General features: G+C 63.7%; 21 protein-coding genes. 10 read left to right on the top strand and 11 right to left on the bottom strand.

Translation table 11 applies throughout. The features are described from left to right. Nucleotides 1–22 precede the first annotated feature (22 nt). Entirely contained in the window at nucleotides 23–1,027 is a 1,005-nt protein-coding gene (locus tag ACZ42Y_RS07810; RefSeq protein ID WP_464735427.1) for a PLP-dependent cysteine synthase family protein, read from the bottom strand. 127 nt (nucleotides 1,028–1,154) lie between these two features. On the opposite strand from ACZ42Y_RS07810, the gene ACZ42Y_RS07815 reads away from it, so the two are divergent. From ACZ42Y_RS07815 to pyrC, 6 genes are read left to right on the top strand one after another with little or no spacing between them, the layout of a single operon-like run. Further along, nucleotides 1,155–1,829: an orotidine 5'-phosphate decarboxylase / HUMPS family protein gene (locus tag ACZ42Y_RS07815; protein WP_464735428.1), complete on the top strand. Its 675-nt coding sequence runs from the start codon at nucleotides 1,155–1,157 to the stop codon at nucleotides 1,827–1,829. After that, nucleotides 1,819–2,418 carry an orotate phosphoribosyltransferase gene (gene pyrE, locus ACZ42Y_RS07820; protein ID WP_464735429.1) on the top strand — a complete coding sequence of 200 codons (600 nt, stop codon included), beginning with the start codon at nucleotides 1,819–1,821 and terminating at the stop codon, nucleotides 2,416–2,418. Before ACZ42Y_RS07815 ends, pyrE begins: the two co-directional genes overlap by 11 nt. 8 nt (nucleotides 2,419–2,426) lie before the next feature. Continuing rightward, entirely contained in the window at nucleotides 2,427–3,371 is a 945-nt protein-coding gene (pyrB, locus tag ACZ42Y_RS07825; protein ID WP_464735430.1) for an aspartate carbamoyltransferase, read from the top strand. A 6-nt stretch (nucleotides 3,372–3,377) separates the two neighbouring features. Beyond that, a complete protein-coding gene (gene pyrI / locus ACZ42Y_RS07830) occupies nucleotides 3,378–3,863 on the top strand; it encodes an aspartate carbamoyltransferase regulatory subunit (protein WP_058370528.1) in 486 nt (161 codons plus the stop codon). Then, nucleotides 3,835–4,650, top strand: a complete 816-nt coding sequence (locus ACZ42Y_RS07835) for an iron-sulfur cluster-binding protein (protein ID WP_058370527.1) — start codon at nucleotides 3,835–3,837, stop codon at nucleotides 4,648–4,650. The genes pyrI and ACZ42Y_RS07835 overlap by 29 nt, the downstream gene beginning before the upstream one ends. Beyond that, complete coding sequence (gene pyrC / locus ACZ42Y_RS07840) at nucleotides 4,632–5,891, top strand: dihydroorotase (protein WP_464735431.1); 1,260 nt, start codon at nucleotides 4,632–4,634, stop codon at nucleotides 5,889–5,891. The genes ACZ42Y_RS07835 and pyrC overlap by 19 nt, the downstream gene beginning before the upstream one ends. 3 nt (nucleotides 5,892–5,894) lie before the next feature. Here the strand turns inward: pyrC and ACZ42Y_RS07845 are convergent, their stop codons facing one another. The 5 genes from ACZ42Y_RS07845 to ACZ42Y_RS07865 form a co-directional block, all read right to left on the bottom strand. Next, entirely contained in the window at nucleotides 5,895–6,260 is a 366-nt protein-coding gene (locus tag ACZ42Y_RS07845) for a hypothetical protein (protein WP_058370525.1), read from the bottom strand. A gap of 47 nt (nucleotides 6,261–6,307) precedes the next feature. Continuing rightward, nucleotides 6,308–6,622 carry a signal recognition particle protein Srp19 gene (locus tag ACZ42Y_RS07850; RefSeq protein WP_058370524.1) on the bottom strand — a complete coding sequence of 105 codons (315 nt, stop codon included), beginning with the start codon at nucleotides 6,620–6,622 and terminating at the stop codon, nucleotides 6,308–6,310. Nucleotides 6,623–6,661: 39 nt separating this feature from the next. Next, entirely contained in the window at nucleotides 6,662–7,885 is a 1,224-nt protein-coding gene (locus ACZ42Y_RS07855) for an ABC transporter permease (RefSeq protein ID WP_464735432.1), read from the bottom strand. Nucleotides 7,886–7,913: 28 nt separating this feature from the next. Then, complete coding sequence (locus ACZ42Y_RS07860) at nucleotides 7,914–11,795, bottom strand: COG1361 S-layer family protein (protein ID WP_058370522.1); 3,882 nt, start codon at nucleotides 11,793–11,795, stop codon at nucleotides 7,914–7,916. 74 nt (nucleotides 11,796–11,869) lie between these two features. Further along, nucleotides 11,870–12,595 carry an ABC transporter ATP-binding protein gene (locus ACZ42Y_RS07865; protein WP_464735433.1) on the bottom strand — a complete coding sequence of 242 codons (726 nt, stop codon included), beginning with the start codon at nucleotides 12,593–12,595 and terminating at the stop codon, nucleotides 11,870–11,872. A 176-nt stretch (nucleotides 12,596–12,771) separates the two neighbouring features. On the opposite strand from ACZ42Y_RS07865, the gene ACZ42Y_RS07870 reads away from it, so the two are divergent. Then, the gene (locus ACZ42Y_RS07870; RefSeq protein ID WP_058370520.1) at nucleotides 12,772–13,230 is read left to right on the top strand and encodes a CopG family ribbon-helix-helix protein; all 459 of its coding nucleotides are present in this window, start codon (nucleotides 12,772–12,774) and stop codon (nucleotides 13,228–13,230) included. Here the strand turns inward: ACZ42Y_RS07870 and ACZ42Y_RS07875 are convergent. The 5 genes from ACZ42Y_RS07875 to ACZ42Y_RS07895 all read right to left on the bottom strand — a co-directional run bounded on the left by ACZ42Y_RS07875 (nucleotide 13,184) and on the right by ACZ42Y_RS07895 (nucleotide 18,164). After that, on the bottom strand, nucleotides 13,184–13,774 hold the full coding sequence (locus tag ACZ42Y_RS07875) for a hypothetical protein (protein WP_058370519.1): 591 nt from the start codon (nucleotides 13,772–13,774) through the stop codon (nucleotides 13,184–13,186). The genes ACZ42Y_RS07870 and ACZ42Y_RS07875 overlap by 47 nt on opposite strands. A 176-nt stretch (nucleotides 13,775–13,950) precedes the next feature. After that, the gene (locus tag ACZ42Y_RS07880) at nucleotides 13,951–15,879 is read right to left on the bottom strand and encodes a nickel-dependent hydrogenase large subunit (RefSeq protein WP_464735434.1); all 1,929 of its coding nucleotides are present in this window, start codon (nucleotides 15,877–15,879) and stop codon (nucleotides 13,951–13,953) included. Between the two features lie 447 nt (nucleotides 15,880–16,326). Beyond that, nucleotides 16,327–17,448 (bottom strand): saccharopine dehydrogenase family protein, encoded by a 1,122-nt coding sequence (locus ACZ42Y_RS07885; RefSeq protein WP_464735435.1) that lies wholly within the window; start codon nucleotides 17,446–17,448, stop codon nucleotides 16,327–16,329. Nucleotides 17,449–17,485: 37 nt separating this feature from the next. After that, a complete protein-coding gene (gene metG, locus ACZ42Y_RS07890) occupies nucleotides 17,486–17,827 on the bottom strand; it encodes a methionine--tRNA ligase subunit beta (protein ID WP_464735436.1) in 342 nt (113 codons plus the stop codon). A 46-nt stretch (nucleotides 17,828–17,873) separates the two neighbouring features. Then, on the bottom strand, nucleotides 17,874–18,164 hold the full coding sequence (locus ACZ42Y_RS07895; RefSeq protein ID WP_058370515.1) for a DUF211 domain-containing protein: 291 nt from the start codon (nucleotides 18,162–18,164) through the stop codon (nucleotides 17,874–17,876). Between the two features lie 154 nt (nucleotides 18,165–18,318). Between ACZ42Y_RS07895 and ACZ42Y_RS07900 the strand changes: the two genes are divergently transcribed. From ACZ42Y_RS07900 to ACZ42Y_RS07910, 3 genes are all read left to right on the top strand, one after another. After that, a complete protein-coding gene (locus tag ACZ42Y_RS07900) occupies nucleotides 18,319–18,783 on the top strand; it encodes an Lrp/AsnC family transcriptional regulator (RefSeq protein ID WP_464735437.1) in 465 nt (154 codons plus the stop codon). Between the two features lie 61 nt (nucleotides 18,784–18,844). Next, nucleotides 18,845–19,096, top strand: coding sequence for a 50S ribosomal protein L13e (locus ACZ42Y_RS07905; RefSeq protein ID WP_464735438.1), 252 nt, complete (start codon nucleotides 18,845–18,847; stop codon nucleotides 19,094–19,096). 168 nt (nucleotides 19,097–19,264) lie between these two features. After that, entirely contained in the window at nucleotides 19,265–20,743 is a 1,479-nt protein-coding gene (locus tag ACZ42Y_RS07910; protein WP_168371240.1) for an ABC transporter ATP-binding protein, read from the top strand. Nucleotides 20,744–20,766 lie beyond the last annotated feature (23 nt).

Consider the following 20,766-nt stretch of genomic DNA (forward strand, 5'->3'; position numbering starts at 1 on the left):
CCCTGCCCGCTTTTGAGCTCCACTAGGCCAGCCAGCTATTAAGGAGAGCGGCTCCTCCGGCAGCTCCCAGCCGGAAGCTGCTGGAGAGCTCGGGGTAGCGGGCCAGGCTGTCGGCCGCTATTATCACCACCGTTGAGCCTGGGTCGATGGCTCTCTCCAGGATCAGCCTGGAGGCCGCGGCGAAGGCGGCCCCGGTGGAGGGGCCCGCCAACAGCCCGGTGGCAGAGGCCAGGGCCTCAACCCCCATGAGAGCCTCCCGGCCGCTAACCTCGACCACCGTGTCCACAAGGGCCCGGTGCCTCTCATAGAGCGGCGGCACGCTGCGGGAGGCGAGGCCCTCTATAGTGTCGCCGCCCTCTCCGCCGGCTAGCCTGGAGCCCCTGGGGGTCACTGCCACCACCAGCGTGCTGCCCTGGCTCTCGCGCAGGCGGCGGGCGACGCCGGTGACTGTTCCACCGGTCCCGACGCCCATCAGGAAGGCGTCAACCCTACCCACTTGCTCCACTATCTCCACACCGGTGGTCTCGTAGTGGGCCAGGTGATTGTACTCGTTACTGGTCTGGTCGAGGAGGAGGCAGCCCAGCTCCTCAGCGCGCTCCCTGGCCCAGTCCCTGCTCAGCCCCTCATCGCCTATCTCGACGACCTCCCCGCCCAGCATCCTTACGAGGCTCTTCTTAGTGTTCGATGCCATGCGCTCCACGAAGAGAGTTGGACGCAGGCCGAGGCTCCACGCTATCCAGGCGACGGAGGTGGCTGTGTTGCCGCTGCTCACCTCCGCCACGCAGCCGCCAGGGCCCAGGTCTCCCCTCTCGACTGCAGAGCGTATCATGTAGAGTGCTATCCTATCCTTATGGCTGCCCGTAGGGTTTACATACTCTAGCTTGACACAGAGCCTATAGCGGCCAAGCTGGAAGCACCTGGTGGGCGTGGAGCCTACTATTCTGGACAGTTTCTCCAGGCGGGAGAGCATCTCCCCTCGGCTCGAGGCGGAGCCGCCATAGAGCCCCGGCACATGAAGGCCCTGCAAGGTCCTCCCGGTCCTCCCTTCATAACCCGGCAGGGCCCTGGATGGGTCCAGCGCCCCCAGCCGGGCGGCGCCACATGGCTATTTAGCCCTAGCCCCGCATCCAGGGGAACCATGGGCAGCAGCTGCTATGGGGCTGCTCGTGGCTCTCGACAGGCCTGGAGGCTACGAGGAGCTTGTCGGGAAGCTCTGCAGCCGGGTTGACGGCTTCAAGCTGGGCCTCCCCCTCCTCATGGCCAGGGGCCCGGGCTACGCCGGGCTGCTCCGGAGGAGGTGCCGGGACGCGCTCTGGGTGGCGGACCTCAAGCTAGCCGACATAGGCTACGTAATGAGGCTTACGGCTGGGCTTGTCGCTGAGCACGTCGACGCCGTGATAGCCCACGGGTTTGTGGGCGTGGAGGGGGCGCTCGGCGAGCTCAAGGACTACCTGGACTCGCTGGGCAAGAGGCTAGTGGTAGTGGCGTCCATGAGCCACCCGGGGGCCCGGGAGGCCTACGACCACGCTCTCCCCAGGATACTCGAGACGCTGGAGAGGCTTAGGCCCTGGGGCGTGGTGGCCCCCGCGACGAGGCCCAGGGTGGTCGGCATTGTTAGGAGGAGGCTCGGCCCGGGCGTAGCCATAATGTCCCCGGGGGTGGGCGCCCAGGGGGCTGAGCCCGGCTCCGCCCTCTGCGCCGGCGCCGACTACGAGATAGTCGGCCGCGCCATAACCGGGAGCGACGACCCCGTGGAGGCCGCTGAGAGGATACGCAGAGAGCAGGAGGCGAGGCTCAGCAACTGCCGGGGGACGAGCCATGGATCCTGAGAAGCTGCTGGCGAGGATACTAGTCGAGACGGGAGCCCTCCAGCTCGGCGAGTTCACCCTGACCAGTGGAGCGAAGAGCCCGGTGTATATCGACCTCCGGAGGCTGCCCAGCTACCCCCGGGCTTTCCGGGCCGTCCTCTCCCTCCTCCACGCTGCATCGCTCGAGGCAGAGTACGACGTAGTGGCCGGGGTGGCTACTGCGGGCATAGCATGGGCGGCTGGCCTGGCGCTCTACGCGGGCAAGCCCATGGCGTACGTGAGGGGCGAGAAGAAGCAGCATGGCCTGGGCAGGAGAGTTGAGGGCGTGGTTGAGGGCAGGACCGTCCTCGTCGTAGATGATGTGGCAACCACCGGTGGGAGCCTCGCCTCGGCCGTGGAGGCGCTACGGGGCGCCGGGGCAGAGGCGCGCTACGCCCTCGTGATTGTCGACCGGGAGCAGGGGGCTAGGGAGAGGCTGGAGGGCATGGGTGTCCGGCTGATGAGGGTGGCGACGCTGCGGGGGGTGCTCAGGGCTGCGGCGGAGGAGGGGCTGCTCTCCCGCGAGGAGGCCCGGAGGGTTATAGCCAGCCTCTACGGAGAGGAGGACTGAGGGCCTGAATGCCTGCGCAGGGCTGGCGTGGACGGGACGTTATCAGCATCCTCGACTTCACCCGGGAGGATCTCTGCAGCCTCTTCGAAGCCGCTGAGCGGATGAAGAGACTGCTCTCCGAGGGCAGGGTGTCGAGGCTCCTCGAGGGCAAAATAGTGGCGCTAGCGTTCTTCGAGCCCTCAACAAGGACGAGGCTCAGCTTCGAGACCGCCGCCAAGAGGCTGGGCGCAGAGACTATAGGGTTCACCGGCGAAGAGGCGGTGAGCGTTGCTAAGGGGGAGAACCTGGCCGATACGGTTAGGATGCTGGACGGCTACGCGGACGTGATAGTGATTAGGCACCGCTACGAGGGCGCAGCCCTCTACGCGGCTGAGGTGGCGGAGAAACCCGTCATAAATGCCGGGGATGGCAAGCAGCATCACCCAACCCAGGCGATGCTGGACCTCTTCACTGTGAAGGAGCTCTTCGGCGGCATAGACGGGCTCGTCTACGGGGTTCTGGGCGACCTGCGCTTCGGCCGCGCGGCCTCGAGCTTCATCCTCGGCCTAACCTTCTTCAAGCCGGAGAAGGTCTATCTGATCTCCCCGCCACTGCTGCGCACCCGCCCGGAGGTGCGGGTGAGGCTGGAGGAGGCAGGGATACGCTACGAGGAGGTTGACCGGCTCGAGGACGTGCTGGGCGAGCTCGACGTGCTATACGTGACCCGTATCCAGAAGGAGAGGTTCCCGGATCCCAGGGAGTACGAGAAGGTTAGGGGGAGCTACCGTGTTACCAGGGAGCTGCTCGAGAAGCACGCTAAGCCCGGGCTCAGGGTGCTACACCCGCTGCCCAGGGTCGACGAGATAGCCTTCGACGTGGACGAGACCGGCTACGCGGCCTACTTTATCCAGGCTCGTAACGGTGTGCCGGTGCGCATGGCCCTCCTCTCCCTGGTGCTCGGAGCGGAGGTGTAGCCCTCGATGGCTCCCTCCGAGGGGCTGCTCGTACGCAGGATAAGGGAGGGAACAGTCATCGACCACATACCTGCCGGCCGCGCCCTCGCCGTGCTGAGGATACTCGGGATAACCGGGAGGGAGGGGCTGAGGGTTGCCGTGGTAATGAACGTTGAGAGCAGGAAGCTCGGCTGGAAGGACATTGTGAAGGTTGAGGGCAGGCATCTGAGCAGCGAGGAGGTTAACAGGATAGCGTTGATAGCCCCCACGGCCACTATAAACATTGTTAAAGACTATCGGGTTGTCGAGAAGAAGAGGGTCAAACTACCCCCGGTCATAGAGGGGATAATATCCTGCACCAACCCCACCTGCATAACTCGCAAGCCCAGGGAGCCGGTGCGGCCGAGGTTCCGGCTCCTCTCCGAGCACCCCCTACGCCTCCAGTGCGTCTACTGCGGCACCATAATGGAGGAGGAGGACGTGCTTGAGCAGCTCGAGGAGCAGGGGGGCTAGCGGGGATAGACGCTACGACTACTGCAGCCTCAAGCTGCGCAGAATCCTGTGGCGCGGGGAGGGGGTGGCACTCCTCTCATACCAGCCCCTGGGCTGCAGGCCTCCAGTCTTCGAGCCCGCCCAGTTCGCCATGTTCTGGGTCCCGGGGATGGAGGCTGTACCGCTGGCACCGATATACTCCGGCGCTAAGAGGCTCGACTTCCTCGTGAAGGCGCGGGGCCCGACCACGAGGAGGATTGTGGAGGAGCCGCCGGAGAGGGCAGGGATCATAGGCCCGATGGGGAGGGGCTTCAAGCCCAGGGCTGCTAGGCTCCTACTGGCCGCCGGGGGCACCGGGGCCGCCTCGCTGACGCCCGTGGCCAGGTGGGCGGCCGACCAGGGGGCAACGGTAGTCTTCGTCTACGGTGCTCGTAGTGCGGGGGAGCTTGCGCCCGTGGAGGGCTACCTGGGCCCCGGGGTGGAGCTAGTAGTGGCTACCGAGAACGGGAGCAGGGGGCGCCGGGGCACCGTTGTAGACGTCGTCGAGGATCTAGGCCTGGAGGGCTTCGACGCAGTAGCCGCGGCAGGCCCCGAGGCCATGCTCTGCCGCCTATACCGTCTCGCCGCGGGGAAGGGGCTGCTGGGCCGCCTCTACCTCAGCCTAGAGACCATGGTGCGCTGCGGCATGGGCTTCTGCGGCGCCTGCCTGGTGCCCTGCACCGGCATCCTACTATGCCGCGAGGGCCCCGTGCTGCCCGCAGCGAAGCTGGGCTGCTGGGCTGAGGAGTCATGCAGGCAGACACGGTAGTCTGCGGCATCCTCGTAGACCATCGGGGGGTGCTCGGCGAGGGCTGTGTAGCGGCCCGTGGAGGCCTGGTTACGGGCATCCACAGGAAGCCCGTCAGCGCAGAGCGCGTGCTCGACTACCGGGGGATGGGGGTCTACGTGTCCCCCGGCTTCATAGACATGCATGTCCACCTCCGCGGCCTCCGGCTGGACTACAAGGAGGATGAGCGCAGCGGCACAGCCGCAGCCGCCTCCGCAGGGATAACCCTGGTGGCGGATATGCCGAATACGGTGCCCCGCCTCTCCACTCCCGAGGCGCTTGAGGAGAAGCTGAGGGCTCTGCGGAAGAGGAGCCTGGTCGACTACGCCGTCTACGCCGGTGTCCCCGACAGCCCGGGCCTCGTCGAGGAGCTTGCCTCCCTCCCGGTAGCGGGGTTCAAGATCTACCCGGGCGACCTGGAGGAGAGGATGGAGGCTGTCAAGCGTATCCTTGAGCTCCCCGGCGCGCTAGTGGTTGTCCACCCCGAGCTCCCGGAGGCCGAGAAGCCCGTGGCGGAGAGCAATAGCCTCAGAGCAGTGCATCGGGGCTGCCACTGGGAGGCCGCCGCTGTACAGCTGCTGAGGAGCCTGGAGCCCCGGGCCCGGCTCCATATAACCCACGCCTCCTGCCCCTCGACCATAGAGCACGCCCGCAATTCGGGCTTCACCGTGGATGTGGCGCCCCACCACCTGCTGCTCCAGGGCTGGGGCGAGGACTGCCTCTACCGGGTCAATCCTCCACTCCGCAGCTCCATAGAGGAGTGGAGGCTGCTCCAGACCCTCCTCGAGGCCGGGGTCAACGCCGTGGCAAGCGACCATGCGCCCCACGCGGCGTGGGAGAAGACTGAGCCCCTCACCTGCAGCCCGGGCATAGCCTGGCTCGAGGCCTGGCCCAGCCTCCTCTACTGCCTCGTTGAGGCCGGGGCGCTGAGGCTTGAAGAGTTCCTCCGCCTCGCCGGGAAGGGGCCCGCGGATATACTGGGGCTAAGGGGCTACGGCGTGCTGGAGCCGGGGGCTCGGGCGGACCTGGCGGCCTGGCGCCCGGCCAGCACCAGGATAGGGGCGCCCCGGTGGAGCAAGGCCAGGCTAGTACCATACTTCATGGAGAGGGGCTGCATGGAGGTTCTGGCCACCCTGGTGGGCGGGGTACCGGTGTACGTGGAGGGCGAGCTGACCGGGGAGGCGGAGGCGGTGAACCCCTTCGAGAGGAGCCGGCCAGGCTAGCTCCTAGCCGGCTCCCTGCAGCCGCCGCGAGGCGGCGCGGTAGAAGCGGAGCACGTCATCGAACATGTTGCGGCCCGTCATGCAGCCCCGGGAGGCGAGGATGCCGTGTATCATGGCTCCTACCCGCTGCCCCGCGAAGTACATGGCCACGAAGAGGGCTATGACGCCGGCGTAGTCGAGGGACAGCTGCACCCCGGCCCAGTGCCTCAGCACCACTACCACGGGGACTGGGGCGTGGACCGCGATAGCCCACTCTAGCATCCGCCTGCTCCGCTTGGCGAAGGCGCGCCAGTAGCCGAACGGCACGTTCACCAGCAGCGTCAGGGCCAGCGCCGCCAGGAGCATGGACGCGTTCACATCCACGTGCATTGCCCTGACACCCTTGCTGCAGCCCCGGCGCGGGACGCCGCCTAATTTCAGGCGCGGCGTAGCCTACGCCTCTCCTCACGGAGCTTCCTAATCTCGGCCGCTATAGCCTTCAGCGTGTTTAGCTTGGAACCCATCTTGTCCACTACGACGCGCTTCGTGTTCTCCCACCAGCTGCGCGGGTACCGGGCCTCCTCCACCTCCGGGTTGAGCCCGAGCCTCTGGGCCGCCTTAACTATCTCCTCGACTCTCGGCTTCCTCACAGCGTCTCTCAGCGGCACCTTCCGGCCCTCGCCCCGCGAGGCGCTGGAGTCTATATAGACGGGCCAGACTACCACTCTGCGGCCCTTATACTCCCTGCTCAAGCATCCCACCCCCTGCCGCCACTCGGCGCCGGCCCCTGTCTACTCGTAGCGGAGCGCCGCCGCGGGAGGTATCTTAGCCGCCTTATATGCAGGTAGAGCCCCCCCGACCAGCCCCACCACTATAGTCATGACTAGCACCATGGACAGCAGCTCCGGGGTTATCGCGGGCTCAGCCTTTATAACTATTGTCTGGGCCCCCCGTATCACCATGCCCCTGCCGGAGAGCACGTAGGCCGCCACAACGCCCAATACTATACCTATGACGGCGCCCAGCACGCTCATCACGAGCGCCTCCGAGAGTATCATTAAGAGTACCTCAACGTTAGTGAAGCCTAAAGCCTTCAATACGCCTATCTCCCTGGTACGCTCCATAACCGATGTTATCATGGTTGCCGCCACGCCGGTCACAGCAACCATGAACGCCGCCCCACCCGCAGCCAGCGTTACAAACCTCATCGCGGCCGTTATGCTACTGACAACCCTAGCTACCTCCACCAGCGAGATGACGCCGGCGCGGTCCTCGTAGATGCTGCGCAGGCGCTTGGTCAGGTTCTCCACAAGCGCCGGGTCACGCACCACTATGATTATGCCGCTCCAGTCGTGGAGGCCCAGCACCCGCCTACCGGCGCTGAGGGGGAGGAACACGGTCTTATCCGGATTCACGAAGAAGGCGTTGCCGAACTCGGCGAGCACGCCGCTGACCACCACGTTTATCCTCCTCTCCCTGATCTGCCCGCCCTTGCCTATCTCGTAGTATGTGAGGGTCACCACGTCCCCGGGGGAGTAGCGGCGGCGCCCCTGCTCATCGTAGGCTACGAAGTGCCCTAGCACCGCCGCTACGCTCTCACCTGGAGAGGGGACGCGGCCCTCCTCGAGCCGGAGCTTCGCGAGCGCCTTGAAGAACGTGTCCAGGTCCACAGCGTACACTGTCACATCTATGCTCTTCGCGCCCTGCCTTACCTTAGCGTGGGCGGTGTAGAAGGGTGTGAGCACCTCCACGCCGGGAAGCCTCTCAAGGAACGCTAGGTCGTTCTGTGTGAGCTTGTAGCTTGAGCTAGGTACGAGCACTATAATGTTCTGTCCGAGGCCCTGGATCTGCTTGATCACGTAGCCGGAGTAGCCCTGCACCACGCTCATTATAGCTACGAGCGCCAGCGGGCCTATAGCTATCCCTATGATGGTTAGTGCGCTCCTCGCCTTCCGCTCGCTGATAGCCCTTACAGCGAAAACAGCTATGTCAAGAATCTCGCCGAGCTTCAGCATCCTCGCCGCCTCCGGGAGATAGCCCTCTCTACACGTTTCCGGGGAGCCTATGATGCCTCGTATAAGCCACATATCCCAGGACAGCCGCTAGAGCGGCCAGCACGGCCGCCACGCCGCCTACCTCGCTGGGGCTCAGCGGGGGCCTAGCCTCCATACTCTTGCCGGCTGCGGGGGTGTTGCTCGGCACTGCCTCCCTCACCGGCAGCGTCTCGTTCATACTATAGACTATGCCGTAGCTGTCGCTGTAGTAGACCGTGATCCTCGCTTCCTCGGGCCTCCTCTGGAGGTGAAGCTCTAGTCTGAAGGGCGTCTCGCTTGAAGGGTCTAGAGAGCCCAGGAGGATGGAGGCGTGGCCGCCGTCGGCGTAGGCTTCTATTCTTACCGCCTCGGCTGTCTCGACGCCCTCGTTCGCTATTATACCCTTGATTATCAGTGTGCCGTTATGCCACTCTGCATCAAGCTGGGTGAAGCGTAGGATTATAGAGGGCCTCATTATGAAGGCTATGCTGGTGTTCAATGTATTGAGCCTGCCGGCCGCGTCCTCGTAGACTAGCGTCAGCAAACCAGTGAACGTGTAGCTCTTCGAGGAGCCGAAGCTGGCCGGGTTGAATACGACCCGGTAGGTCAAGTTAACGGGCTCCCCCGGCTCGAGCACGGGCAGGTACCTGGTTGAGGAGGCCACGTAGCCTGCCGTGGAGACGGGAGCCAGCACAGCATAGACGTTGTAGACCAGGGAGGGCCCCTCGTTCAAGAGGGTAACGTTGACCGTTGCCACGCCGCCCCGTAGATCGGCGTAGACTGGGGCCCTAACCTCTATGATGCTGGGGGACATAGGCAGGGCTATCTCCAGCTGCTTCACCGCATGGTGGAGATAGCCTAGCTGGTCCACCCAGGCTATGTCGACCACTAGCGCCGCGCTGCCAGGCCTAGTGGTATTGACGCCTACCTGCGCTACATAAACCTCGGCCTCTCCTGCCAGGGCGGCGCCGCTCACTCTGTTGAGCAGCCTTTCCAGGTTAACCCCGGGGCTGCGTCCCCCTGCGGAGCCCGGCGGGAGCTGCGCTAGCGCCTCGGCCTCCGGGACCGCCACCACCATGTCCCCGCCAGTCTGGGGGTTAAAGAGACCCGGCGGGAGCTTGACCACTATGGATGATATGCGGGCGGCCCTGGAGGGGTCTGTGTAGACGCGGAGGAGGAGTACTGCTGTCCTGGTGCCCGGCCTCGGCGTGTAGAGCCAGCCCGCGTCAAGCAGGTACACGGCCTTGTTCGGGTCGTCAACTACCAGGGTTATGTTCCTCCTGGACTCTACCACCACGTGGGCGTTGAACCCGGTGAATATGTAGCTTATCGTTACCTCCAGGCGGTGGGGGCCGGGCTGTGCGCCGGGGGCTACGCGGAGGTAGGCTGTGACCGTGCACGAGGAGCCTGGAGCGAGGGCGTTGCAGGCCTGGGGCTGGCTAGCCACCTCTACCCTCTGGTCGAGGGGCTTTAGCCGGACCAGCACGCCGGTGGCCTGGTAGCGGCCTGGGTTGTATACCTCGATCTGTAGCGGCACAGCCTCGTCGCCGGGGTAGACGTGTACCGGGGCTGTGCCGGGAGCTGTGGCAGGGTAGGCCCTGGCCACCAGCAGCCTTGGGGCATAGTCGCCCACCGGCTCCACTACGAGGGGCACCGTTACCTCCTGGCGGCCGGTGACCACGGTGCCGGCTTCGCCGTGGTAGCTGTACCATATGGTGAGCGGCACACTGTATGCCCCGGGCCTAGCGCTGCTGGAGACGTTCACCTCGAGCCGGAGGGTGCAGACGGAGCCGGGGGCCACGCCTGCTGTCAGGCAGTCGCCCCCGACGAGCCGGGCCTCTACGCCGGGGACGCTGCCAGGGCTGGCGGAGAGTATAGTTACCTGCTCCGGTGCAGTGTTAGCTATCCCCACGTCCACCTCTACGTTGCTCGAGGAGGGGACCAGGTGGGCGGTCGCCACATCAACGTAGCCTAGGCGGAGGGGCTGCTCGCGAAGCGGGCTAAGCTCTATGATCCTCCGGGCTGATATATTGTAGACGCCGCCGCCGGGCGAGGAGATGACCGCAGTCACGTTGAGAGCCATCACCACCCTAGTAGCGTTACCGGCTATGCTCACCCCGGGTATGGATATTGAGGCTATATCGCCTGGGGCGAGGTCGAGCCTCTGGACCACAGTGGCGCTGGGCTTCCCCGCCCTCAGCGCGGCGCCCCTCAGGGGCCTAGCCTCAACGACTAGGTAGCGGAGAGTGCCGTGGCCCCAGTAGCCTATGCTTAGATCAAGGGTCGCCGAGTACGCCTTGTCGCCGGTGACCCAGGTGGCCCAGCGGGCCGAGACAATCTCCACCCTCTCTGCGCGCTTAGGGCTGATGATGAGCACTAAGGGTATTTTCATAGACTTAACGGCCACACTGTTATCGCTCCTCCTGAGCACCAGGACCAGGGTGGCGTTTGCCGTATAGCGGCCCGGCGGGAGGCGGGGCGAAATGTCTAGAGCCGTCGAGAGCTCTACCACGCCCCCATAGCCGGCCGCTAGGTTGCCCGCGGTGATTCTGGCTGTTTGCTGGCCTCTCCAGGTTATACCCTGGGGCAGCTGGATTGTCAGTACCGCGTCGGTCACCGTGGCGTCCTCCAGGTTCTCCACAGCTACGCGTAGGGGTGCCGAGACCTCTCCGGGGTAGGCGTAGCCGTCACTCCAGCCAGCATAGAGGATCTTGGCCTTCAGCGACGCAGGGCTAGCCACCGGGAGGCTGAAGTTGAAGACGGCGGGCAGCGTGGTGGTGGCGCCCTGCCAGGACACGGTGAAGATGAGCTGCAGGCTCGCGTTGTAGACTCCGGGCGCCAGGCTCCCGTCCACGTCGACCCTCGGGGTAAGCGTTATCGTGTCGCCGTAGCCGGCTGCCAGGTTGCTGAGGGCGGTCCGGTATACTCTCTCGCTGCCGCCGGCTATGCTCATACCCTGAGGGAGCTGGAGGACCGCGACGAGCCCCGTGACCGTGTAGGGCTCCCTGTTCACAAGGACTATCCCTATGGGCGTGGAGGCCTCGCCGGGGTAGGCGGCACCCCAGGCCCAGCCTAGCAGGAGGGGCTCGACACGCATCTGCTCCGGCTCATCCACGCGGATGGGGAGGGGGAGCCTGTACTCTACATGCCTAGTTGTGTTGTCGATTGTGCAGTAGTAGTCCATGTAGAGCTTTGCGTAGTAGACGCCGGGGCTCACCCAGGCCGGAACGTAGACCCCTGTAACCTCGTGGCTCGAGGACTCGTTGACGCCTAGCCTATCGATGCTCCAGGATTCGTTGCCGCGGGGCCACCAGCCCCTGGGGAGCTGGATGGATAGGGTGGCATTACTCACCTCCCCGGGGCCCTTGTTATCAAGGGTCACTCTTAGCCGCACATTATTGGAGCCTGGGTAGCTGAACGGGGTGAGCCTGGCGGAGACGGTTAGCCCTGGAGGGCATAGGGACACCTGGAGCCGTAGCGTGTAGTTGAACTCGTATGAGGCGCTGCCGGCTACAGCGTGGAGGGTAACGTTTGCCGTGTAGACCCCGGGCGCTGCATTCACAATCCTAACAGTTTTCTCAACTACTAGTATGTCGCCGGGATGGGAGGGGCCGAGGTGCACCACAAGCCTTTGGGGCGAGAAGCCCTCTGGGAGACTTATAACGGCGTAGACGCTGTCGGCAGCCAGGTAGCCCTCGTGAAGCCATTCTATATGGAGGAGCGCGTCCTCTCCGGCTATCGGCGGGCCTCCCCCGGGACGGGTGAAGCTCTCTGCTATTAGCTCGAAGCCTATGGGGGCCTGGGCGGCAGAGGCCTTAGGGAGGGCTGGAGCTAGGAGCAGCAGCGCCACGGCAGCAGCTAAGACTACCAGCGCCGCACGGATGCGATGCATGTAGCCGCCTCCTAGGCTTTCCCCACCCGGCACCCGGGTATAAATCAAGGGGTTTCGGGCTCCCGTGCGGCGCGCTAGCGTACTGTGTTGATTATACACCTGGAGATGTCTGGCTCCACAACCTCCACTATGTTGCCGTCGCGTATCATGTATATCTTGTGCGTGCAGTTGGCGACCTCGGGATCATGGGTGACGACAACTATCGTCTGGCCACGTTTATTAAGGGAGATGAAGGTATTCACAACGCGCTTTGCAGTCCTCCTATCCAGGGCTCCGGTGGGCTCGTCTGCAAGCAGTATCAGGGGCTCGCCGACTATCGCCCGGGCTATGGCGACGCGCTGCTGCTGGCCGCCGCTGAGCTGAAGGGGCTTCTTGGGGAGCCAGGAGGGGTCTCCCCCAACGCTGACCAGCGCCTCCTCCGCCCTCTTCCGGCGCTCGTGCCTCGGCACGCCGCGGGGGATAAGGGGCAGCTCTATGTTCTCTAGCACTGTGAGCCTGTTTATCAGATTGAACTGCTGGAACACGAAGCCTATGTACTTGTTCCTCAGCCTTGCGAGCTCCCGGTCCCGCAGCCTCGAGACGTCGAGCCCGTCTATGTAGACCTTGCCGCTTGTCGGCCGGTCTAGGAGCCCCGCTATGTTGAGCAGCGTCGTCTTGCCCGAGCCGCTAGGGCCCATGACCGAGATGAACTCGCCAGGGTAGATGCGGAGGCTAAGCCCCCGGAGGCCCCAGGTCACCGTCTCCCCGACCCGGTAGGCCTTAGTGACGTTCACCAGCTCCAGTATGGGTCTTGCAGGCAATGCCGCATCCCCAGAAGGCTCCAGGGCCCCGAGGAGGCGGGGGAGGGCTCTGCCAGAGGGTACTCTCCCCATCCGTCGGCCCGATAATCCGTCTTCACAGCCCCATAGCCGGGCGGCAGCGCCATACCCGGTATTTAGGCTTGCCTGGGAACCCGCCCGCGGGGGTGCCCGGAGGAGTGGTGGTCAAGACCGGGGTGGCGCTGCCCGACCACGTATACCAGCAGCTGCTCGAGGTATCGCGAAACATGGGGTACACGAGCGTGTCCAGGGCTATAAGGGACGCCGTCGAGCTCTTCATAGCGTTCAACAGGTGGTGGAGTCACCGGGGCAGGGTGAGCGGGACCCTCCAGCTACTAGCGCCGAAGTCCAATGAGGCCCTCGCATCCAGCCTCCAGCGGCTCCTCAGCGAGTACAGCGACGTGGTCCACTCGGCCACCCTTATTATAGCCTCGCCGGGCTATATCCTCTATATAATAGCTGTCCGAGGCGAGGGCGGGCGCGTGAAAAGCCTCTACAAGCACCTGGCTAGGCTCCGGGGGGTGCTGAGCATACAAGCAGCGCTCCTCCCCTCCCCGGAGGGGGGTGGCGCTAGCCTAGCTCAACCCCGAGAAGACCTTCGGGGAGAACGCCCATAGCCTTCTGCCACTCCCTCGCGTCATCAAGCCTTCCCGTGACCTCGTTGTACCAGGCCGGCACCACGCCCTCAACCACGGCGAAGTAGTCCATGGTATCCCTGAGAAACCTCACCTCGCCGCCAAGCTCGACGAGGGGCCGCAGCGCCGGGGGAGCATCGTCCACGGGCACAGCCTTGCCCATCAGCGCGAGCCTCTTATGCCAGACATCCACCTCGAAGGTAGACATTAGCACCGCGTGCTGGCCTACAGCGCTGGGGACGAGGTGCACGTTAACCTCCACAATCCTGCCGCCTGCTATCCTCGCGACGCGCACCCCCCAGATGCTGTACTTCTCCGCCGCAAGCGCAAGGTAGTAGGAGCCGTCGCCAGCATCTATAGTACTTGCGAAGAGCGCAGCCTTGCCGTGGCGGGTGCGGACTAGGATAGAGTCGGCTGTAAGCCTCTTCGCGTGAGCGGGGAAGCCCCTCCTAACAGCTTCCCGGAAAACTTCTACAGCATAATCAGCCAGCTGCCTATCATCTGAAACACTCCCTGCAGCGCCCATCCCGGAGCCACACCCTATCCACGAGAGCCAGGGCCGGCAGGCAACCCCCGGATGCCCGCAGGGGGTCCGGAGGCCCAGGCGCAATACAGTGTTACGCCGCCAGAGGAGAGGGGCGGATAAAATATGAACATGGATGATCGATGATACTGGAGCGGTGAGAGAAACCGTAGGAGGCCTTAGCTGTAGTGGGCTGAGGTTATTATCTTCTTGACGGTCTTTATAGTCTTCCCGTCTCTTACGAGCTGTATGTGGGCGGCGCACGCCAGGCAGGGGTCGAAGCTCCTTATCGCCCTCACGAAGTCTAGGCCGGTCCAATCCTCTGGCTTAACCTCCTCTGTAACGTAGGTGTTGATAGCGCTCTGCTCGAAGGGGCTGTAGCCCCACTTGTCCTGCGGGCTCACATTACCGGTTGTGGGAGCGTGTATCTGTATGTTGAGAGTCCTGCCGGCCTTCTGTACGACCCAGTGCCTCACAGTGCCGCGGGGCGCCTCTATGAGGCCGACGCCGAAGGTTATCCTGTTCGGGTAGCTCCACGGCCTGCTGGTCCTACTGGCATGGCCCGTCTTCACGTACTCGAGGGCCTTGGTGAGGTTGTTCCAGGCACTCACTATGTCTATCAGTAGGTTGAAGGCGCGCGCCCACAGCCTGTATATCGTGGAGCTGAACTCCGGCACCTTCCACTCGAACGTCATCTCCTCGCACACGCTGGAGGGTAGCTCGTCGGTGCACGCCCGCGGCAGCGTCACCTTGAGGAGGCCGTTACCGCCGCTCTTGTATAGGCCGAGGTAGTCGCTGGCGGGCTGCTTGCTCGCGACCAGGAGCCTAGCGTAGGGGCCTACCTCGAAGGGTGTTATGGTGCCGTCCTTCCAGACCAGGCGAACGTGGGTGACCCAGCTGTACTTGCCGGCCCAGTCCCTGGCGGTCGGGTTCGGTATGGTTATCTTGAGCCAAGGGTGGTAGGCTGGGTTGTACTTGCCCCAGAGCAGCCTGTTGCCTAGAGGATCCTTGAAGTCGTTCTTGGCCAGCTCATCGTACCATGGCAGGTCCCTTACTTTGTTGGCCCAGTCCTTGTAGAATGCTCTCTCAACATGCTCCATAATGCTGGCGTTATACTCCGTGTACTTGTTGGTTACGAGCTGGCCTCGGAGCACTATGCCAGGTCTTAGCAGCCTGGTGGCTGCGGCCTTGTCGATGTTCCTGTAGAACTCCTCCCACTCTACGTAATCGCCTATACTCTCATAGACCTCGGGGTCATAGAAGATGCCGCTGCTCGCTACAGCGCCTACAGTCGACTTGGCGGGATCGGGGTGGTAGCTTATACCGTTCTCGGCGTAGCCTAGGTCCTCGTAGAACTTGAGTAGATCGTGCCAGACGCTGTACATGAACTTGCCCCAGGCGGTTAGCTTGGTTAGGCGGAACATGTAGCCCGTCAGCAGGTACTCGGCGTTGGTGAGGTCGGTGCCTATGCCTCCCGGTATGAGGGTTGAGGGGTGGCTGTGCCTCCCGTATATCAGCACACCAGCCTCGCGGGCGTAACGCTGGAACTTGGCGGCCAGCTGCCACATCTTCCCAGTTATCGGGGTAAGGGCGTCCATTATCTCTGCTATGGTGGTGAAGCCGTGTATATCACGGTGCTCGGCCAGGGTCTTCTTAGCCCGGTCGTAGACCTTCGGGGTCATGAAGGCTACCACGGGGCTGCTGAAGTCGGGGCCCTCGAGCATGTTCAATATAATCGTGTGGTCGTAGATGTGGTCGGTCATAGCATACGCCATGTTGCGGAGAGCTACACCCATCCTATACGGCGTGATGCCGTAAGCCATGTCCACTGCAAGGGTGCTCGCGTTGGCGTGGCTCGCTCCACAGACACCGCAGATACGGCTGTTTATGTGGGGGAGGTCCTCGGGGGGCCTCCCTAGGTCGAAGACCTCGAAGCCGCGGAACATCGTCACGAAGCTGCGGACGCTATCCTTTATGGGTCTTCTGGCCTCCGTGTCTACTATAACACGGAGCGCCAGGTGGCCCTCTATACGGGTTATAGGGTCTATTATCATCTCACGGGTGGGCACGGTTCCGAGCCTCCCGGCTATCGTAATAACAATCCTCATAAATCAACAAACTACACTACTCTACTTAACTCTATCCCTTCATCAACGCCTGTGCACAGATTGACCTGCCGCCTTCACTGCCCTACCTTCCTCTCGTCTCCCGGCCCCCAACACTCGCTACATTACTCTGCATACCCGTGACTGTGGCATGCTGTGCCCGCAAGCGCTATGCACGGCCAGGCCTCGGCAGCCCGGATCCCCTAACGCCCTCCCTGGAGGCCTCAGTACCCCCACCTGGTCCTCGGCACAGCCCTACCCAGGGGCTCCGCTCGCCAGCTCCTCATCACCGGCATGGCTCCAGAGGAGAGGGCGGGCTCCGGAGCGGATGGGCCCGTTCATCCCCCAGTAGCCGGGTCACCGGTAATACCAGTCTTCACGGCCCCCGGGGAGTTACCGTGGCCCCGGGCGCCGGGGCCCCTTTTCTCTAGCCCGGGGCGCCCGGGGGGTTCAGTGCTCGTAGCAGCTCCTCTCGTGCAGACGGATACCTCTCCTCTCGAGCCTTGCCTCTAGGTCGGGGAGCCTGGGGGCCAGCTCCTCGGGTGCATTGACGCCGGGGTGGCCGTAGCCCCGGGCCGCCTGGGCCACACTCCAGGCATGGACAAGCCCCGTCATGAAGGTTAGTACAGGCGTCTCTATGCCTAGCTCCTCCTGCCTAACATCTATAAGGTAGGATATTGTGGCCCAGCTATCCCCCTTCTCGCCCTCGGCCTCAACGTAGAGTACTACCCGGTCGCCGCTCCTGGGCAGCCTCTCCTCGAGGAGCTTGACCAGCATCTTCCGTGGCGAGGCTGCGCAGCCGGAGGCGACGTGGGGCTTGTCGTCGAGCATGCCTAGGCTACGGAGGCTGCGCAGGAGATCCACGTGGCCCGGGTACCGGAGGGTATACTCCACCAGGTTTGGCACGCTGCTGAGGCTCCGTAGGAGGGTGCGTAGCCCGTCTGTAGGCATAGCGTCGAACACCCCGAGACCGGGTAGCTCGACACGGGTGGCGTCCCAGATTGGGTCAAGGAGCTTCTCTTCGCCCGCTATCCTGGCCCTAGCCTTCCTCGTATACTCCTCTATGAGGTCGTCAATGCTCCATGACGCCACGAGCCCGAGGGGGCCGGTGCTCTCGGCGGAGAGGCCTCCAACGTATATCGTAACCCTGTTGACCTTGTCCAGCTTGCCTGCCGCACGCACGGCCAGCATGTTGGAGAGCCCTGGGGCTAGGCCGGCGTCCACGAATACGCGGGAGCCGTGCTCTATGGCGGGCTGGTGGAAGGCGAGAGGATCCGGCACGTATGAGACGTCTACTACCGCCTCTGCCCCGGCGTCTACCAGGCTTCTCACCACTCTGGCCGCTGCCCTGCTGGGCAGGGCAACTGCAGCTATGCTGCACTCCGCGGCTATCCTGGAGGCAAAGGCGGGGTTCGAGGCATCTACTAGGCTGGCACGGAGCCCCCGGCGCTTCGCCTCCTCCACCCGGTGGCCCGAGGAGTCAAATACCATGGGGTCGAGGCCGTACTCCTGGACTAGCAGCTGAGCCGTTACAGCTCCCACGCGGCCGTAGCCTATGAGGCATATCTCCACGGGGCTCCCCTTCCCCGGTTCCTGCTCGGCGACGGGCCTAGCAGACGCGCCAGCCGGGCTCGGCCTCGTCGCCCACCGTCACCAGTACGGGTCTCTGGCCCTTGTCACAGCCGGCTGCGAGTATCATCCCCTCACTGAGATAGCCGCGTATCTTCTTGGGCTTCAGGTTAACCACCACTACAACCTTCTTGCCTAGGAGGTCCTCGGGCTTGTAGTACTCGGCTATGCCGGAGACTATTTGCCTCTTCTCGCTGCCGAGGTCTACCATCAGCTTTAGGAGCCTGGTGCCGGGTATCCTCTCCGCCTCTACCACCTTGCCGACCCTGAGGTCTACCCGGGAGAACTCGTCTATGGTTATATAGCCCTCCTCGCCCGGCAACGCGACTCCTCCCCAGGCCTCTCGCTAAGCGTCCCCGCGGCTAGGGCTACTCCCTGGGCTTTCTAGGTATCTCAACCAGCCTCTCGCCCGCAACCACCTGGTCGATGCTGTGTATCGCCGCTCCAACCTCCTCGAGTATCATCCTGACCTTCTCGAAGTCTATGTTGTCCCCCTCAACCACTACTGTGAGGCTGAGGGTCTCAACGTCAACCTCATTAACGGTTATGTTAACCCCCTCTACGCCGTCAACCCTGCTGAGCTCGAGCGCGACGTCAACTATGGAAGGGTCTTTGAGGGGCTTTAGAACGTCGAGCACTAGGCGCCGGAGTCCCGCCAACTTCTGGGTGACCCCTCCACCGGCTACCCACCGCGGCCTAAGGGGAGCCTATAGGTGCTTCCCCTAGGGCCCAGGCCAGCAGCATTATACCCTGCTTATGCCGGCAGCATTGCTGGCGTGCGGGCCAGCAGCGCAGCGGGGTGCTTAGCCTGCTTTGCAGGGAGCCCAGCTTGATGAGATTGATGTTAAGCTGGTCAAGCTCCTGGCTAGGGACTCAAGGCGGAGCATAAGGGAGCTGGCCAGGGAGCTTGGAATGGCAGGCTCTACGATACACGCCAGGCTACACAAGCTCGTGGAGAACGGCGTGATAAAGAGGTTTACTGTGCTGCCTGACTACGAGGCACTAGGCTACAGTGTCACCGCTGTAATACTCCTCCAGGTGGAGGGAGGGAAGATACTCGACGCCGGCGAGTACATAGCCAAGGACCCTAGGGTGATAGCGGTCTACGACATAACCGGCGACTACGACCTTGCCGTGATAGCTAAGTTCCGCAGCGTCAACGACCTCGACAGCTTTGTGAAGAAGGTGAACAGGCTCCCCTACATAAGGAGGAGCGTCACTAGCCTCGCGCTCCGGGCTATAAAGGAGGATTTCACCTCCCCCCTGACCAGCGGCTAGGCCACGGGCCTACCCTTAATTTAACCCGCCGCACCCGCCAGGCGCCTGGGGGTCGACGGAGATGCCGGAGCCGCCGCGCGCTATTGTGAAGAAGCCCAGGCTGCTCAAGTATGGTGGTGCAGACCCTGGCACCAGGGTTGGACGCGGCTTTAGCCTAGCGGAGCTCGCCGAGGCCGGGCTGACCCCGGAGGAGGCCCGGAGGCTGGGGCTGTACGTGGACAAGCGCAGGAAGAGCAAGTGGAGCTGGAACGTGGAGGCCCTCAAGCGCTACCTCGAGGAGATCGGCTACAAGCCCCGCGGCACCCGTAGCTAGCCCTGGGGCGGGAGGAGCCTCTCTTTTCACCGGAGCCTCTGCCCCGAGCCTATGGCTCCCGGGGGCGCCGCAGGGCTGCATCCACGCTCTTGCAGCGTGCCCTAGAGCGCGGAGCGGGGTCCGTGAGGGGTGCGTGGAAGGCGGGAGCCTCTTCTCTCGATCCAGGGCGTGACCAAGGTATACCCTGGGGGCGTTGTAGCTAACGACAATGTTTCTCTGGATATCTATCCAGGGGAGGTTCTGGGCCTCCTCGGAGAGAACGGCGCCGGGAAGACGACGCTCGTGAGCATAATAGCTGGGGTCCAGGAGCCGACGAGCGGCGATATAATCTACCAGGGTAGGAGGGTGCGGTTCCGGAGCCCCAGGGAGGCTGCCAGAGCCGGGATAGCGCTTGTACCCCAGAGCCCCCAGCTTATAGACGCGTTCACCGTGGCGGAGAACATAGCGCTCGCCGCCAGCCTGGCCGGGAAGGGCCTAGGGCTCGGGGAAGTACGCTCCCTGGTAAAGAGTATGGGCAGCGAGTATGGCATCAGTGTTAACCCGGATGCCAGGGTCTGGAGCCTCTCCATGGGGGAGAAGCAGAGGGTTGAGATACTGAAGGCCCTCATTCTCGAGGCGAGGCTTATCCTGCTGGATGAGCCCACCACCCACCTCTCCCTCATGGAGGCGGAGAAGCTGCTGGAGCTCACCAGGCGCCTAGCCTCCGAGGGCCGCTCGGTGGTGCTGATAACCCACAGGCTTCGGGAGGTATTGAAGGCCGCCGACAGGATAGCGGTGATGCGCAGGGGCAGGCTCGTAGGGGTGCTGGAGAGGGAGGAGGCTAGCGAGGAGCAACTGCTCCGCCTCATGTTCGGGGAGCGTGTATCGGGAGGGGGGCCTCTTAGAAGGAGGAAGCCTAGCGGGATACAGGTGCTCCGGGTTAAGGGCTTATGGGTGCATGGAGAGCACGGGGAGATGGCTGTCCGGGGTGTAGACCTCGAGGTACTGCGGGGCGAGATACTGGGTGTGGCCGGCGTCGCGGGCAACGGGCAGAGGGAGCTGTTTGAAGCGCTCGTGGGGATACGGAGGCCCAGCCGCGGCAAGATACTTATCAACGGTGTAGACGTCACAAGGGCCGGGCCCGGAGCCCGTGGGAGGCTCGGGGTAGCTGTAATCCCGGAGGAGAGGCTTGGCTGGGCCCTGGTGCCGGGCAGGAGCTTGGTGTTTAACACCGCGCTGGGCCTCTACAGCTCGCCCCGCGGGCCCTATCGCGGCTCCATCGTGGAGTGGCGCCGGGCCAGGGAGACTAGCGAGGAGATAGTGAAGCGGCTGAGGGTCAAGGTGTCCAGCGTCGACGCACCCGTGGAGAGCATGAGCGGCGGCAATATGCAGCGCTTCATAGTTGGGAGGGAGCTGGCTAAGAAGCCCACTCTCATACTAGCCATGAACCCCACCAGCGGCCTCGACGTGGACGCGGCCATCAAGGTTAGAAGGCTCCTGGCCGAGGCGGCCGACGAGGGGGCTGGGGTGCTGCTGATCTCGGAGGATCTCGACGAGCTGCTGGAGATGAGCGACCGGATAGCGGTAATCTCCCGGGGTCGGGTCACCCTCCTGGCCGAGAGACCCTTCAAAGTCGATGAAATAGCAGCCGCCATGACTATAGGCTAACTAACAGCTATACCCCCGGGGGC

This window comes from Pyrodictium brockii (genome assembly GCF_055379715.1).

Bases quoted from the DNA above. Each gene is read 5' to 3' on its own strand.
- ACZ42Y_RS07845 (WP_058370525.1), bottom strand. From the start codon at position 6,260: ATGCACGTGGATGTGAACGCGTCCATGCTCCTGGCGGCGCTGGCCCTG.
- ACZ42Y_RS07880 (WP_464735434.1), bottom strand. From the start codon at position 15,879: ATGAGGATTGTTATTACGATAGCCGGGAGGCTCGGAACCGTGCCCACC.
- ACZ42Y_RS07860 (WP_058370522.1), bottom strand. From the start codon at position 11,795: ATGCATCGCATCCGTGCGGCGCTGGTAGTCTTAGCTGCTGCCGTGGCG.
- ACZ42Y_RS07875 (WP_058370519.1), bottom strand. From the start codon at position 13,774: ATGGGCGCTGCAGGGAGTGTTTCAGATGATAGGCAGCTGGCTGATTAT.
- ACZ42Y_RS07815 (WP_464735428.1), top strand. From the start codon at position 1,155: ATGGGGCTGCTCGTGGCTCTCGACAGGCCTGGAGGCTACGAGGAGCTT.
- ACZ42Y_RS07905 (WP_464735438.1), top strand. From the start codon at position 18,845: ATGCCGGAGCCGCCGCGCGCTATTGTGAAGAAGCCCAGGCTGCTCAAG.
- ACZ42Y_RS07855 (WP_464735432.1), bottom strand. From the start codon at position 7,885: ATGCTGAAGCTCGGCGAGATTCTTGACATAGCTGTTTTCGCTGTAAGG.
- pyrI (WP_058370528.1), top strand. From the start codon at position 3,378: ATGGCTCCCTCCGAGGGGCTGCTCGTACGCAGGATAAGGGAGGGAACA.
- pyrC (WP_464735431.1), top strand. From the start codon at position 4,632: ATGCAGGCAGACACGGTAGTCTGCGGCATCCTCGTAGACCATCGGGGG.
- pyrB (WP_464735430.1), top strand. From the start codon at position 2,427: ATGCCTGCGCAGGGCTGGCGTGGACGGGACGTTATCAGCATCCTCGAC.
- pyrE (WP_464735429.1), top strand. From the start codon at position 1,819: ATGGATCCTGAGAAGCTGCTGGCGAGGATACTAGTCGAGACGGGAGCC.